Source organism: Agromyces capsici (genome assembly GCF_058349965.1).
The window spans coordinates 313933-328438 of sequence record NZ_JBYRET010000002.1 but is presented as its reverse complement, the minus strand read 5'-3'; the positions used below and the strand labels follow the sequence as shown (position 1 = coordinate 328438).

Here is a 14506-nt window from a genome sequence, read left to right as displayed (position 1 = left end):
CCGGGCTAGACTTCGAAGCCTCATGATCCGCATCGGTATGAGCACCACCTGCGTGTATCCACTCGAACCCGAACACGCCTTCCGCCTGGCGAAGGAGTCCGGGTTCGATGGCGTCGAGATCATGGTGACCCAGGAGGTCACCACCCAGCTGGCCGAGGGCCTGATCGAGATGTCCGATCGGTGGGAGCTGCCGATCCTCTCGATCCACGCCCCCGTCCTGCTGCTGACGCACTTCGTCTGGGGCCGCGACCCGCGCGTGAAGCTCGCGCGGACGGCCGAGCTCGCGAAGGCGGTCGGCGCGGGGGCGGTGGTCGTCCACCCGCCGTTCCGCTGGCAGGCGAGCTATGCCCTGGAGTTCCTGCCGATCGTGCGGGAACTCTCGAACGAGCACGGCGTCGAGATCGCGGTCGAGAACATGTTCCCGTGGCGCGCCGCGGGTCGGAACATGAAGGCGTACATGCCCGGCTGGGACCCGCGCGAGATGGACTGCGACGCGGTGACGCTCGACTTCTCGCACGCGGCGCTCTCGGGCGTGAACAGCCTCGAGTACGCGAAGGACCTCGGCGACCGCCTGCGCCACGTGCATCTCTGCGACGGGTCGGGCGCGATCGGCGAGGGCCAGATCTTCGACGAGCACCTGCTGCCCGGCTACGGCCGCGAGCCCGTCGCCGAGACGCTGCGGATGCTCGCCGACACCGGCTGGGACGGCTCGATCGTCGCCGAGATCAACACGCGCAAGGCGAAGTCCGAGGCCGAGCGCCTCGACATGCTCCGCGAGACGCTCGCGTTCGCCCGCGAGCACACGTCGGTCGAGCCCGCCGCGCCCGCGCACGAATCGCCGCTGCGCCGCGCGATCGACGCGATCCTGCCCGGCCGACACCACTGAGACGGCCGGGCGAGGCCCGAGTCAGGCGGTGACCGGCGCGACCCGACCTGCGGGGCGGATGGCGCGGCGACGGCCGACCACGATCGCCGTGCCCGCCGCGCCGAGCACCCCGAACAGCGCGATCATGCCCGCCGCGGCCCAGACCGCGCCGCCGCCGGCGCCCGAGACGATGTGCTGCATGCCCGACACGGCCCACGTGAGCGGCAGGAACGGGCTCACGGCCTGGTACGGGCCGCTGACGATCTCGAGCGGGTAGAGACCGCCGGACGCCGCGAGCTGCAGCACGACGAGCACGAGCGAGACGATCGTGCCGGCCCGGCCGAGCCAGGCGCTGAGGAAGGCGTGCACCGCGGTGAACGAGACCGCGAGCAGGGCCGAGAACGCGAGCGTCTGCGGCAGCAGCGCCCAGTCCACCCCGAGGGCGGTGTGCATGAGCAGCACGACGGCGGCCGCCTGCGCGAGGCCGATGAGCGAGCCGCGGAAGAGCGTGCGCGCGACCAGCCGGCCCGTGGGCGCGGTGCTGGCGAGCGCCTCGCGCGAGAACGGGCGGAACACGAGGAACAGCGCCATCGCGCCGAGCCAGAGGCCGATCGGGCCGAGCAGCATCGCGACGACCTGGCCGAGCGTGTCGATCTCGTTGTCGCGCGCCGACTCCGAGACGACCGGGTCGGCGACGACGCCCGCGGTCTCCGCGGGGTCCATGTCGCTCAGCGACGACGTGCCCGCGGCGCCCTCGGCGAGGCCGTCGGCGAGCTCCTGCGTGCCGCCGGCGAGGTCGGATGCGCCGTCCGCCGACGCCGAGGCGCCCGCCTCGAGCTGCGTCAGGCCGCTCGCGAGCTGCGAAGTGCCCGACGCGGCCCCCGAGGCGCCGGACTGCAGCTCGGTGAGGCCGCCCGAGATGCCCAGGTAGCCCGAGGTCAGCGCGTCGGCGCCCGAACGGAGCTGGGCCGAGCCGCCCGAGAGCTGCGCGGCACCGGCCGCGGTCTGGGCGATGCCGGTCTCGAGGTCGCCGAGACCCGCCGCGCCGGCGCCGAGGGGCACTCCCCCGGCGGCGAGCTGGGACGCGCCGTCGCCGGTGTCGACGACGCCCTGGCGCAGCGCGCAGAGCTGCGCGATGGGCGGCGCCGGCTCGGGCTCGCAGGTCGGCGGCACGCCGGTCGCCGCCGCCGTGGCCGCGATGTTGCCGTCGATGAGGGCGAGCAGGCCGACCTCGAGCTGGTCGTAGCCGGCGGAGAACTCGGCGACGCCCTCGGTGTAGGCGGCGACGCCCGTGCCGAGCTCGCCGAGCTGCGAGGTCTGCGTGGCGAGCTGACCGAGCCCGCCCGCGAACGAGTCGACGCCCGCCGTGTACTGGTCGACGCCGTTCGCGTACGCGGCTGCTCCGGCCGCGGCATCCGAGGCTCCGGATGCCGCGGTGCCGACGCCGCCCGCGAGCTGGCCGAGGCCGCCCGCGAGCTCCTCGGCGCCCGCGGCCGACGAGCCGACGCCGTCGGCGAGCTGCCCGAGGCCCGACGAGAGCGAGTCGGCGCCGTCGGCGAGCTGCCCGGCGCCGTCGGCCGCGTCGCCGAGCGAGCCGCCGACCGTGATCAGGTTGCCGTAGAGGCCCTCGAGATACCGGGTCGTGAGCTCGGTGCCGAACGTCGAGGCGATCGCGTCGCCGACCGCGCTGCCGACGACCCCGGCGAGGTAGCCGTGCGCATCGTCGGTGCGGATGTCGAGCGAGGCCGCCGTCGGGGCGTCGCCCGAGAGCGAGGTGACCGACGCCGAGAAATCGGACGGGATCGTGAGGACCGCGTAGGCCTCGCCGTCGGCGAGCGCGGCGGCGGCCTCCTCGTCGTTGGAGATCGTCCAGTCGAATCCGGTCTGCCCGTCGCCGGTGAGCTCGGTCACGAGCTGCCGGCCCGCGATCACCGGCTGCTCCTCGCCGTCGGGCGTGGTCATGGTGACCATCTCGTCGTTGTTCACGACGACCGCGGGGATCGCGTCGAGTCGTTCGTCGACGCCGCCGACCGCGCCGGCGACGAGGCCGGCGACGGCGAGCGGCACGGCGATGACGACCGCGAGGAGCGCGGCGCGGCGTCCGCGCCGGCGCGCGGGGGTCGAGCCGGCCGGGGCGGTCGTGTCGGGGCGGGTCATCGGAGGGCCTCCTGCGGGCGGGTGACGAGGTCGAGCGAGCGGATGCCGCGGGCCTCGAAGGCCGCACGGACGGGGTCGAGGTCGGCGTCGGCCGTCGTGGTCGCGATGAGCACGACGTCGACGGGCACGAGGCGTGCGAGCGCCTGCCATGTGCGGGCGGCGTCGCCGGGCGCGGCGTCGAGGTCGACTACCACGGCGCGCGGGCCCTCGGCGAGCGCGGCGGCGACGGCGACGAGGAGCCGGTCGAGTGGGTCGAGCGAGCCGTACGGCGTGTCGGGGTCGAGGGCGCGCGCCCGCCCCGCGAGCGGGTCGGCCGCGGCCGTGCGCGCCTCCGCGACGCGACGCAGGGCGGCGGTGGTCGCCCCGCGCGTCGAGCCGAGGCGGTACCACGCGCGGGTCGCGTCGATGCGGGCGGCGACGAGGTCGCCCGCGGTGGCGTCGGCGGCGCCATCCGTTGCGCCATCGGCGATCGCGACGCGCTGCATGACGGCGCTCGCGTCGGTCGGAAGCGGAAGCCCGAGCACCGCGAGGCGTCCGCCCGCGGGCATCACGCGGCCGGCGAGCGTGGCCGACAGCAGCCGGCGTTCGGCCGGGCGCCCTCGGACGACCAGCGCACCGCCGCGGGGCACCGCGATCGACACCGGGCCGATCGGGTCGGCCGGGTCGCCGACGAGCAGGTCGTCGGCGAGCACGTCCGCATCGCGCGCGGCCGCCCACTCCGACTCGGCGAGGTGCGCGCGCAGGCCCTCGCCCTCGATGTCGACGTCGGGCAGGACGCGCGCCAGCCACCTCGGCAGCCACCAGGCGCCGCGCCCGGCGAGCGCCATCGCGGCCGGCACGAGCGTCATGCGCACGAGGAACGCGTCGAACGCGACGCCGATCGCGAGCGCGAACGCGATGCCCTTGATCACCCCGGTGGCCTCGGGCACGAACGCGAAGAACACGAAGAACATGATGAGCGCGGCCGCCGTGACGACGCGTGCGGCGTGCTGGAACCCGTGCACGATCGAGGAGCGCGGCTCCTTGGTCTTGACGTACTCCTCGCGCATGCCCGAGACGAGGAACACCTCGTAGTCCATGGCCAGGCCGAAGAGCACGGCCATCAGCAGGATGGGCAGGAAGCTCAGGATGGGCCCTGGCTCGATGTGCATCAGGTCGGCGAGCCATCCCCACTGGAACACCGCGACCGTGACGCCGATGGCGCCGAACGCGGAGAGCAGGAACCCGAGCGCGGCCTTGATCGGCACGAACACCGACCGGAACACGACGAGCAGCAGGATGATCGAGAGGCCGACGACGATGAGCGCGAACGGGATCAGCGCGTCGGTCAGGCGCTGCGAGATGTCGATCGAGACGGCGGTGTAGCCGGTGACCGCGATCGGCGTGCCGAACTCGTCGACGATCTCGTCCTCGAGGGCGCGGATGTCCTGCACGACCTGCTTGGTGGCGGGGTCGGTCGGGCCGCTCTCGGGGACGACCTGGATGATCGCCGTGTCCACGGTCTCGTTGGGCAGGCCCTCGCCGACGTACGCGACGCCGTCGACCTCGGCCAGGCGTGCGCCGATCGCGTCGAGGTCGTCGAAGATGTCGGTGGTCTGCGTGATGTCGACGGTCACGATGAGCGGGCCGTTGTAGCCCTCGCCGAAGCCGGCGGAGATCATGTCGTACGCCTCGCGCTGGCTGGTGCCGGCCTCGCCCCGCCCACCGGGCAGGTTGAGGTCGAGGCTCGCGGCCGGGATCGCGGCCGTGCCGAGCAGGCCGACGACGAGCAGCACGAACACGATCGGGGCCCTGAGCACCGTGTCGACCCATCGGCGGCCGAGCGTCGGCTTCCCACCCTCGTCGTGCGCGACCGCGCGACGGTGGGCGCGGCTGCCGGGCTTCGGCGCGAGGCGCCCCTTGGCCAGGCCGAGGAGCGCGGGCAGCAGCGTCGTCGCGCCGAAGACGGCGATGAGCACGGCGAAGGCGGCCGCGACGCCCATGACGCTGAGGAACGGGATTCCGACCACGAGCAGGCCGAGGAGCGCGATGATCACCGTGAGGCCGGCGAACACGACCGCGCCGCCGGCCGTCGCGACCGCCTCGGCCGCGCTCTCCTCGGGGTCCATGCCGCGTGCGAGCTGCGTGCGATGTCGAGACAGGATGAAGAGCGCGTAGTCGATGCCGACCGCGAGGCCGATCATGACCGCGAGCATGGGTGCCGTGCTCGACACGGGGGCGAACGCGGCGACGAGCGAGATGCCGCCGAACGTGGCGGCGACGCCGACGATGGCGGTGAGCAGCGGCATCCCGGCCGACAGCAGCGAGCCGAACGTGATCAGCAGCACCACGCCGGCGAACAGCACGCCGAACGCCTCGGTGATCGTCAGGCCGAACGTCGTCTCCTGGAACACCTCGCCGCCGAACGCGACCTCGAGGCCCGCGTCGCGGCCGGTCTCGCCGGTGGCGAGCACCGCGTCGATGGACTCCTCCGTGACGTCGGTCACGGGCCCGTCGAACTGCACCTGGATGTACGCGGTGCGCTCGTCGCCCGAGACCTGGTCGCCGGCGTACTCGTCGAACGGGCCGAGCACGCTCGCGACGCCGTCGACGTCCTCCAGCTCGGCCTCCGTGGCCTCGATCGCGTCGCGGTACGGGGCGTTCTCGACCGACTCGCCGTCGGGTGCCTCGACGACGGCCTTCGCCGAGGCGCCGGCGGTCTGCGGGAACACGGCGGCGAGCTGGTCGATCGCGTCCTGCGACTCGGTGCCGGGGATGGCGTAGGACTCCTGGAGCTGCCCGCCCAGGCCGATGCCGAGGCCGAGCAGGGCGGCGAGCGCGACGCCCCAGGCGATGATCACGAGCCAGGCGCGACGGAAGGCGGCGCGTCCGATGCGGTGGAGGAAGAGGGCCACGGTTCTCTCTCAGTCGGCGGTGGTCGAGCGGATGGCGGGGCGCGCGGCACCGATCGGTGTGAGGATCTCGGCGATGACCTGGTGCAGAGCGACGGCGAGCTCGTCGTCGGCCGGCCGGGAGTCCTCGTCGGCGAAGGTGCGCCCGGCCGTGAGCAGGAACGCCGCGCCGCCGAGCGCGATGCCGAAGCGAACCTGGTCGGCGACGCTCTCGCGCTCCTCGCAGATGGCTGCGGCGAGGCGCCGCACCGACGCGTTCGCGCGCTCGATGATGGGCAGCTCGGCCAGGCTGGGACCCTGGATCAGGAACACGTGCACGGCCTCGCGGTGGGCGATCAGCAGGTCGACGACCCGGTTGACGAGCTGTCGCCGGCGACCGGCCCCCCGCCCGGCGAGGAAGTCCTCGAGCACCTCCTCGAACTCGGCCACGGCGGGTTCGATGGCGGCTTCGAGCAGCGCCTCCTTCGAGGCGTAGTGGTACAGCACGCTCGACTTCGAGTAGCCGGCGTGGTCGGCGATGTGCTGCAGCGACGACGCGGCGAAGCCGACCGACGCGAACTGCTCGAGGGCGGCCTGCTTGAGCTCGTCGGCGGCGCGCGCGCGTGACGCGGGCCTGGCTTCGGTGGGCATGCGATCGAGCGTACTTGACCGATCGGTCAGATCCTGCACGATCGGTCAGCGTTCGTGGCGTTCTCCCAGCCACGAGGGGGTGTCAACCGGTCGCGACGCGCGTGCGCCGGACGATAGCGTGACCTCATGCGCAAGTACCTCTTCAGTACCGCGGTCCTGAGTTCGATCTTCAGCGCGATCGGCGTGATCCGCGCGACCATGGCCGGGCCGCGCGACTGGAGGCTCCTGCTCATGTGGGTCTCATGGGCGGCGACGCTGGCGATCGCCATCGGCACCGTGGCCGACGAGCAGAAGCGGCGCGAACTGGCCGAGTGACCGGCACCGGTCTGCACGTCCGAGCCGCGCCTCGCCCCGGGCGGCGTGTCCGCCCGGGGTTCGCGCGCGCCTGACGGAGACTGGACAGGACCATCCGCCGCCGAGTCCCTTCCCATCGCACGACCGAGAGGACACCGATGTTCCGCCGCTGGCGCCGCGCGCGGCTCGCCGCCCAGGCCGCCGCCCACACCGCTCCCGCACCCTCGCCCCGCGCGACGGCTGCGGACCTCCGCGGCGAGCACATCTTCGAGCTCGTCAACGCCCGGCTCTCGCGGTTCATCGGCCCCGACGGCCAGTGGTCCCTCGTCCGCCGCACCGACGCCGACTCCGACCGGATCTTCCAGGCGATGCTCACGCACCAGATCGCCGCCGAGGTGACGCGCGCGATCCTCGAGGAGCGCGAGCAGGTCGCCGTGGTCGTACCCGCGGACGAGGCCTCGCTCGCCCTCAGCTGGACGCCCGCGCCGCTCGTCGTGTGGGCCGACCCGGTCGACCTCGACGAGTCCGACGACCTCGCCACGACCGACGTGCCGGGCATCGCGTCATCCGTGCCCGCGCCGCTGGCCGCACAGGAGGCGCGCGCCGCCTGAACCGACCGCGGCGGCCGCACGCCACGGCGTTCCAAAATCCCGCGGTGATTCTTGTACGGCCACGCGAGCGGCGGGTCATGTGCCGTTCGTAGCGTGAAGGACATGACCGCGACCCAGTCCCCCGCTGCCGCCCCCGAGCGCAGCCGCGCCCGCATCTCCGCACGCGACCTCGCCCAGATCGCCGTGTTCGCCGCGCTCATCGCGGCGCTCGGCCTGCCCGGCGCGCTCTACCTGGGCGGCACCGCCGTGCCGATCACCTTCCAGACCCTCGGCGTCATGCTCGCCGGCGCGATCCTCGGGGCGCGCAAGGGCGCACTCTCGGTGCTGCTGCTGCTCGCGCTCGTCGCGGCCGGCCTCCCGCTGCTCTCGGGCGGTCGGGGCGGCATCGCCGTGTTCGTCGGGCCGTCGGCGGGCTATCTCATCGGGTGGGTCCTCGGCGCGTTCGTGATCGGTTGGCTCACCGCGCGCCTGCTGCCGAAGTACCGCGTGCTCCCGGCGCTCGCCGCGACCGCGTTCGGCGGCATCGTGGTCGTGTACCTCGTCGGCGTCCCGGTGTTCGCCGCGATCACGGGCACCCCGCTCGGCGTCGCGATCGCCGGCTCCGCGATCTTCCTGCCCGGCGACATCCTCAAGGTCGTCGTCACCGTGCTCGTCGCGAAGGGCGTGCACCGCGCCTGGCCGGGCCTCATCGACCCGAAGCCGTGGCCGTGGGGCCGCGGGGCGGCGACCCCCGCCGCATGAGCGACTGGCTGCGCGGCCGCGACCGGCGGGTCGCCCTGGCGTTCGGCGGCGACGCCGTGCGCTACGGCGACCTCGCCCGCGCGGTCGACGCAGCCGTGCTCCCATCGGGGTCGGGGCCGGTCGGATGCCGCGCCGGCACCGATCCCGTCGACCTCGTCGTGACCGTGCTCGCGTGCCTGTCGCGCGGCCGGCCCGTGCTCGTGGGTGCCGGGCCCGACGCGGCCGACCTCCTCCACCGTGCGCTGCCGAGCGGAACGGAGCTCGCGCTGACGACCTCCGGCTCGACGGCCGCGCCCGGCGCCGCGCCGCGCGTCGTGGCGCGCACGAGCGACTCCTGGCTCGCGTCGGCCGCGCCGCTGGCCGACCTGGCCGGGCTCGGCGACGACGATCGCGTGGCCGTCACCGGCCCGCTGCACGTCTCGATGCACCTGTACGCGGTGCTGCATGCGCTGTGGCTCGGCGCCACGGCGACCGACCGCCTCGAGGGGTCGTCCGTCGTGCACGCGACGCCCACCCGGCTCGCCCGGATCGCCGACGCAACCGAGATGCCGCCCGCCGCGATCGTCGCGGGTGCCGCCATGAGCGCGGCGCTCCGCGCACGGGTGGCGGCACGCGGCATCCGCCTGACCGAGTACTACGGTGCGGCCGAGCTGTCGTTCGTGCTCGCCGGATCGGCCGGCACGCTGGCGCCGTTCCCCGGCGTCGACGTCGAGCTGCGGCCCGGCGCGGTCGGCGACGTGCTCTGGGCGCGATCGCCGTACCTCGCGCTCGGCGTCGCCGCGGCCGACGGATTCGCGACCGTCGGCGACCTCGCCGAGCCGACAGCGGACGGCGGCATCCGAGTGCTCGGTCGCGGCGACGCGGCCATCACCACCGCGGGCGCGACCGTCCCCGCCGAGCAGGTCGAGGCGCGACTCGCCGCGGTGCCGGGAGTGCGCGCCGCAGCGGTCATCGGCGAGCCCCACGAGCTGCTCGGGCAGCGCATCGCCGCGATCCTCGAGCTCGACGACGGCGTCGCGCTCGAGACCGTGGTCGCCGCCGCGCGCGTCGGGCTCTCCCCCGTCGAGCTGCCGCGGCGCTGGTTCGTGCACGAGCTGCCGCGCACCGACGCGGGCAAGGTCGCGCGCGGCGTGCTGCGCGACGCGGTCGCCGCGGGCGCGCTCGGGGCGGGACATCCGGCACCCTTCGACGGCGGGAACGTCGCATGAGGGGCCGGGACGCCTCCGCGCCCGTGATCGTCGCGGTACGGCGCACCGCGATCGGCACCGCCGGACGCGGATTCGCCGCGCACACCGTCGATGCGCTCGCCGCACCCGTGCTCGCCGCGGCGGCCGCCGCCGTCGCGCCGTCGGGCCTGCCCGTCGACGACGTCGTGCTCGGCAACTGCATGGGTCCGGGCGGCGACCTCGCGCGTGTCGCCGCACTCCGGGCCGGCCTCGGCGTCGGCGTTCCCGGCGTCACCGTCGACCGCCAGTGCGGCTCCGGCCTCGACGCGGTGCTGCAGGCCGCATCGCGCGTGCGCGCCGGCGACGCGACGGTCGTGCTCGCGGGCGGCGCCGAGTCGGCCTCGACCGCGCCGCACCGGGCGTGGCCCGGCACGGGTGAGCGGTACACGCGCGCGCCGTTCGCACCGCAGGGCTTCCCCGATCCCGATATGGGACCGGCCGCCGAGCACCTCGCCCGCGTGCGCGGCATCACGCGCGCGCGCCAGGACGCGTGGGCCGCGCGCTCGCACGCCCGCGCCGCCGCGACACAGGCGGCGGGCGGCTTCGACGCCGAGATCGTGCCGGTCGACGGCGTCGTGCGCGATGACCGGCCGCGCGCCGCGATGGACCTCGCGCGACTCACCCGGTTCGCCCCGGCGTTCGCACCGGCCTCCGCGTCGCTCGCGCGCGACGGGGCCCGGCCAGGCGGCACCGTCACGGCCGGCAACTCCTGCGGCTTCTCCGATGGCGCGGCGGCCATGGCCGTCACGACCGCCGAGGTCGCCCGCGACCTCGGCCTGCCGGCCTTTCGGGTGCGCGCCGCGGCCGTCGCCGCAGGCGACCCGGCCCTGCCCGGCCTCGGCGCAGCCCCCGCCGCGCGCGCCGCCCTCCAGCGCGCGGGCATGACGGCCGCCGACCTCGGCTTCGTCGAGATCACGGAGGCGTTCGCCGCGCAGCTGCTCGCCGTGAGCGACGAGCTCGGCCTCGACGAGGAGACGATCTCGGCCGACGGCGGCGCGATCGCGCTCGGCCACCCGTGGGGGGCGTCCGGCGCGATCCTGCTCGTGCGGCTCGCCGCGCGCATGCTCGCGAGCGACGCGGCCGACCGCGCCGGCCTCGCGGCGTGCTCGATCGGCGGCGGACAGGGCATCGCGATGATCGTGGAGCGGGTCGCATGAGCGCCATCCGCTTCGAGGGGGTCAGCCACGACTTCGGCGACGAGCGCGTCGTCGACGGCGTCACGCTCGAGCTCGCCGAGCGACGCGTCGGCATCGTCGGCGCGAACGGCTCGGGCAAGTCGACGCTGGCACGCATGATCAACGGCCTCGTGACGCCGACGGACGGCCGCGTCGAGGTCGACGGGCTCGACGTCGCGCGCCACGGCCGCGAGGTGCGCCGCCGCGTCGGGTTCGTGTTCACGAACGCCGACACCCAGATCGTCATGCCCACCGTTCGCGAGGACGTCGCGTTCACCCTGCGCCGCCACAAGCTCGGTGCAGCGGATGCCGCGGCACGCGTCGACGCGACCCTCGACCGGTTCGGGCTCGCCGACCTGGCCGACCGGCCCGCGCACCGGCTCTCCGGAGGGCAGAAGCAGTTGCTCGCGCTCGCGTCGGTGCTCGTCGGCGAGCCCTCGATCGTCGTCGCCGACGAGCCGACGACGCTGCTCGACGCCCGCAACGCACGCCGCATCGCGGAGCACTTCGAGACGCTCGACCAGCAGCTCGTGGTCGTCAGCCACCAGCTCGAGCTGCTCGAGACGTTCGACCGCGTCATCGTCATGGAGGGCGGCCGCGTCGTCGCCGACGACGAGCCGCGGCACGCACTCGACGCCTACCGTGCGCTGATCGGATGACGCGCGGATGATCGGCGTCTACCATCCCGGCACCTCGCTCGTGCACCGCACGCCGGCGCTCGTGAAGCTCGGCCTGCTCGCGGCCGTGGTCACGGTCGTGGCGCTGCTGCACTCGCTCGCGGCGCTCGGCGTAGCATCCGTCGTCGTCGTCGGGCTGTTCGCGCTCGCCCGCATCCCGGCGCGACTGGCCTGGCGGCAGGTCGCGCCGATCCTGTGGGTGCTCGCGTTCGCCGTTCCGGTGCAGTGGATCTTCTCCGGGTGGGAGGCGGCGGCGACCATGGGGCTGCGGCTCGTGCTCGCGGTCGCGCTCGCGGCGGTCTACACGCTGACGACCCCCGTGTCGGAGACGCTCGACGCGATGCAGGTGCTGCTGCGGCCGTTCCAGCGCTGGGTCGATCCCGACCGCGTGGGCCTCGCGCTCGCGCTCGCCATCCGCTGCGTGCCGTTGCTCGCCGACCTCGTGCGCGAGGTGCTCGAGGCCCGCAAGGCGCGCGGCGCCGAGGGATCGGCCACCGCCCTCGCGGTGCCCGTGATCGTCCGTGCTCTGCGCACGGCCGACCACCTCGGCGAGGCGCTCATAGCGCGCGGCGTCGACGACTGAGACCGGTCCCGCCTCGGTTCCAGGTGTGCGCGACGCGCCGCCCGGTCGACACGCCCGGGGATGTCGCCGGCCACCGGCAGACTGGTCGATCGCCGACCCGACGGCCGACCCGAAGGAGACCCCACCCCCGATGATGGGCATCACCCACGCCACGAGCGGCGCCGCCGCGTGGATCGCGATCACCAGCACGCTGCCCCTCGTCAGCTCCGGCGCCTACCCGCTCGACCCGGTCGGGGTACTCGCGGGCACCGCGGTCTGCGCGGGGGCGGCACTGCTTCCGGATGCCGACCACCACAGCGCGACGATCGCGCACTCGGTGCCCGTGCTGGGTCGGCTCGCGACCGGCACGGTGGGCGTCCTCTCCGGCGGGCACCGGCAGGGCGCGCATTCGCCGGTCGGGCTCGCGGTCGTGGCCGCGGCCGCGTGGGCGCTCACGCTCGCGACGGTCGTCACGGAGCAGTTCGGCACGCTCGCGATCGGCGCGGGGCTCGGGGCGGCGGCGCTCACGGCGTTCGGCCTGAAGGCGCGCGACTTCGTGCGCACGTGGGCGGCCGCGTGGGCGCTCGGCGCACTGCTGGGCGCATTCATCGTGCTGTTCGCGCCCGAGCAGGTCGCATGGTTCCCGCTCGCGGTCGCGGTGGGGTTCGTCGCGCACCTCGCGGGCGACTTCCTCACGACGGGCGGGCTCCCGGGCCTGTTCTGGCCCTGGGTTCCGAGGCCGCCCGAGCCGCTGCATCCGGTGCCCGTGCTCAACCGCATCTGGATGCCGAACGGCTACGTCGCGCTGCCCCTGCTGGGCGACACTGGCTCCCTCCGCGAGACGCTGCTGGGCGCCGCACTCGGCGTCTACTGCTTCACGGGGTTCGCGCACGAGGGCCTGCTTCTGTTCGGCATCGACCTGTACGCCTTCTGGTGAGGCACGATGGTCGGGTGAGCGCGAAGGCCCGGTCCGATACTCTCCTCATCGCCATGGAGCCCGCCGGTTCGGCGCACGACGCTGCGACCGTCGACGCGATCACGACGCTCGTCAACCGCGTGTACGAGCAGGCCGAAGCGGGCCTCTGGGCGGATGGCGCGCAGCGCACGACCCCGGGCGAGATCGCGGACCTCGTGGCCGTCGGCCAGGTCGCCACCGCGCGCATGGGCGACCGTCTCGTCGGCACGGTCCGGTTCCAGTCGCTCGACCCCGAGGTCGCGGAGTTCGGCATGCTCGCCGCCGACCCCGAGCGGCGCGGGCTCGGCGTGGGCCGCGACCTCGTCGCCTTCGTCGAAGCGCGTGCCGCGGCATCCGGACACTCGTGGATGCAGCTCGAACTGCTCGTGCCCCGCGGATGGTCGCATCCGTCGAAGGAGTTCCTCCGCGCCTGGTACCGCCGTCTCGGCTACCGCGAGACCCGGACCACGCATCTCGAGGAGCTCTACCCCGACCTCGCGCCGTTGCTCGCGACGGAGTGCGACCTCATCGTCTACCGGAAGCCGCTCACTGCGGCGTCGTCACGCTCACCGATAGGACGGGCGGTCCCGGACACAGCGAAGGCCCCGGCGATCGCTCGCCAGGGCCTCGTGGTGCACCCCCAGGGACTTGAACCCTGAACCCACTGATTAAGAGTCAGTTGCTCTGCCGATTGAGCTAGAGGTGCGTTTCGGTGGGATTCTCGTCAACCCCGAACCGAGGGTCAACGGTATCAGGTGCGCGGGCCGAACGCGAAATCGAGCTCGTGTCGGGCGCGTCGCCGCATCCGGCCCGGTGACGAGTGCCGCGGCTAGGCTGGCAGGGTGACGGATGCCACGACCCCGCCGGAACCCGACAACCTCCCCGACGACGCGCTCGAGGCCGATCTCGACGACCTCGCGCTCGACAACGACCTCGCCCTGGCGCTCGAGCTGGCCGACCTCGCCGATCGGGTCGCGATGGAGCGGTTCCGCGCCGTCGACCTGCGCGTCGACACCAAACCCGACCGCACGTTCGTGACCGAGGCCGACCTTGCGGTCGAGCGCGGCGTTCGGGAGCTGATCGCGCAGCGCCGCCCGGGCGACGGCGTGCTCGGCGAGGAGTACGGCACCGAGGGCTCCGGCTCGCGACAGTGGATCGTCGATCCGATCGACGGCACGTCGAACTTCCTGCGAGGCGTGCCGGTGTGGGGCGCGCTCATCGCGTTGACGGTCGACGGCATGCCCGTCGTGGGCGTGGCGTCGATGCCGGCGCTCGGGCGTCGGTGGTGGGGCGCGCAGGGACTCGGGGCGTTCACGACCGACGGGCCGGGTGCGGAGCCCCGCGCCATCCGGGTCTCGCAGGTCGGCGACCTCGCCGACGCGTCGCTGAGCTTCCAGAGCCTCGCGCAGTGGCGTGATGCCGGGCAGCTCGACCGGCTGCTCGGGCTCGGCGAGCGCGTCTGGCGCGACCGCGCCTACGGCGACCTGTGGTCGTACTGCCTGCTCGCCGAGGGGCTCGTCGACATCGTCGCCGAGTTCGACCTGAAGCCGTGGGACATCGCGGCGGCCGTGCCGATCGTCGAAGCGGCCGGCGGCCGCGTGACCGCCACCGGCGGCGGGGCGCTCGGCGACGGCAGCGTGCTCGCGACCAACGGGCGCCTGCACGACGCGGTGCTCGACGTGCTCGGCGGCGGCGCGCCATCCGGTCGCGAGTGATCGCGCC

The 14506-nt window shown here is 74.4% G+C and carries 14 protein-coding genes and 1 tRNA gene; 11 read left to right on the top strand and 4 right to left on the bottom strand.

Annotated features, from left to right (window positions below):
- Positions 1-22 precede the first annotated feature (22 nt).
- Positions 23-886, top strand: coding sequence for a sugar phosphate isomerase/epimerase family protein (locus AC3RKB_RS15400; protein ID WP_491437133.1), 864 nt, complete (start codon positions 23-25; stop codon positions 884-886).
- A 21-nt stretch (positions 887-907) separates the two neighbouring features.
- On the opposite strand, the gene AC3RKB_RS15395 is transcribed toward AC3RKB_RS15400, so the two are convergent.
- From AC3RKB_RS15395 to AC3RKB_RS15385, 3 genes are read right to left on the bottom strand one after another with little or no spacing between them, the layout of a single operon-like run.
- Complete coding sequence (locus tag AC3RKB_RS15395; RefSeq protein ID WP_491437132.1) at positions 908-3022, bottom strand: YhgE/Pip family protein; 2115 nt, start codon at positions 3020-3022, stop codon at positions 908-910.
- Positions 3019-5916 carry an MMPL family transporter gene (locus tag AC3RKB_RS15390; RefSeq protein WP_491437131.1) on the bottom strand — a complete coding sequence of 966 codons (2898 nt, stop codon included), beginning with the start codon at positions 5914-5916 and terminating at the stop codon, positions 3019-3021. Before AC3RKB_RS15390 ends, AC3RKB_RS15395 begins: the two co-directional genes overlap by 4 nt.
- Positions 5917-5925: 9 nt before the next feature.
- The gene (locus AC3RKB_RS15385) at positions 5926-6543 is read right to left on the bottom strand and encodes a TetR/AcrR family transcriptional regulator (RefSeq protein ID WP_491437130.1); all 618 of its coding nucleotides are present in this window, start codon (positions 6541-6543) and stop codon (positions 5926-5928) included.
- A 126-nt stretch (positions 6544-6669) separates the two neighbouring features.
- On the opposite strand from AC3RKB_RS15385, the gene AC3RKB_RS15380 reads away from it, so the two are divergent.
- From AC3RKB_RS15380 to AC3RKB_RS15340, 9 genes are all read left to right on the top strand, one after another.
- A complete protein-coding gene (locus AC3RKB_RS15380) occupies positions 6670-6858 on the top strand; it encodes a hypothetical protein (protein WP_491437129.1) in 189 nt (62 codons plus the stop codon).
- Between the two features lie 137 nt (positions 6859-6995).
- Entirely contained in the window at positions 6996-7448 is a 453-nt protein-coding gene (locus tag AC3RKB_RS15375; protein ID WP_491437128.1) for a hypothetical protein, read from the top strand.
- A 102-nt stretch (positions 7449-7550) separates the two neighbouring features.
- Positions 7551-8189, top strand: coding sequence for a biotin transporter BioY (locus AC3RKB_RS15370; protein ID WP_491437127.1), 639 nt, complete (start codon positions 7551-7553; stop codon positions 8187-8189).
- On the top strand, positions 8186-9397 hold the full coding sequence (locus AC3RKB_RS15365; protein ID WP_491437126.1) for a class I adenylate-forming enzyme family protein: 1212 nt from the start codon (positions 8186-8188) through the stop codon (positions 9395-9397). The genes AC3RKB_RS15370 and AC3RKB_RS15365 overlap by 4 nt, the downstream gene beginning before the upstream one ends.
- Complete coding sequence (locus AC3RKB_RS15360) at positions 9394-10572, top strand: thiolase family protein (protein WP_491437125.1); 1179 nt, start codon at positions 9394-9396, stop codon at positions 10570-10572. The genes AC3RKB_RS15365 and AC3RKB_RS15360 overlap by 4 nt, the downstream gene beginning before the upstream one ends.
- Positions 10569-11249 (top strand): energy-coupling factor ABC transporter ATP-binding protein, encoded by a 681-nt coding sequence (locus AC3RKB_RS15355; RefSeq protein ID WP_491437124.1) that lies wholly within the window; start codon positions 10569-10571, stop codon positions 11247-11249. Before AC3RKB_RS15360 ends, AC3RKB_RS15355 begins: the two co-directional genes overlap by 4 nt.
- A 7-nt stretch (positions 11250-11256) precedes the next feature.
- The gene (locus tag AC3RKB_RS15350) at positions 11257-11850 is read left to right on the top strand and encodes an energy-coupling factor transporter transmembrane component T family protein (protein WP_491437123.1); all 594 of its coding nucleotides are present in this window, start codon (positions 11257-11259) and stop codon (positions 11848-11850) included.
- Positions 11851-11980: 130 nt separating this feature from the next.
- Positions 11981-12766, top strand: coding sequence for a metal-dependent hydrolase (locus tag AC3RKB_RS15345; protein ID WP_491437122.1), 786 nt, complete (start codon positions 11981-11983; stop codon positions 12764-12766).
- Positions 12767-12780: 14 nt separating this feature from the next.
- A complete protein-coding gene (locus AC3RKB_RS15340) occupies positions 12781-13443 on the top strand; it encodes a GNAT family N-acetyltransferase (RefSeq protein WP_491437121.1) in 663 nt (220 codons plus the stop codon).
- Here AC3RKB_RS15340 and AC3RKB_RS15335 read toward each other — a convergent pair.
- A tRNA-Lys gene (locus AC3RKB_RS15335) sits at positions 13415-13490 on the bottom strand. The genes AC3RKB_RS15340 and AC3RKB_RS15335 overlap by 29 nt on opposite strands.
- Positions 13491-13722: 232 nt before the next feature.
- Between AC3RKB_RS15335 and AC3RKB_RS15330 the strand changes: the two genes are divergently transcribed.
- Positions 13723-14499: an inositol monophosphatase family protein gene (locus AC3RKB_RS15330; protein ID WP_491437859.1), complete on the top strand. Its 777-nt coding sequence runs from the start codon at positions 13723-13725 to the stop codon at positions 14497-14499.
- Positions 14500-14506: the final 7 nt, after the last annotated feature.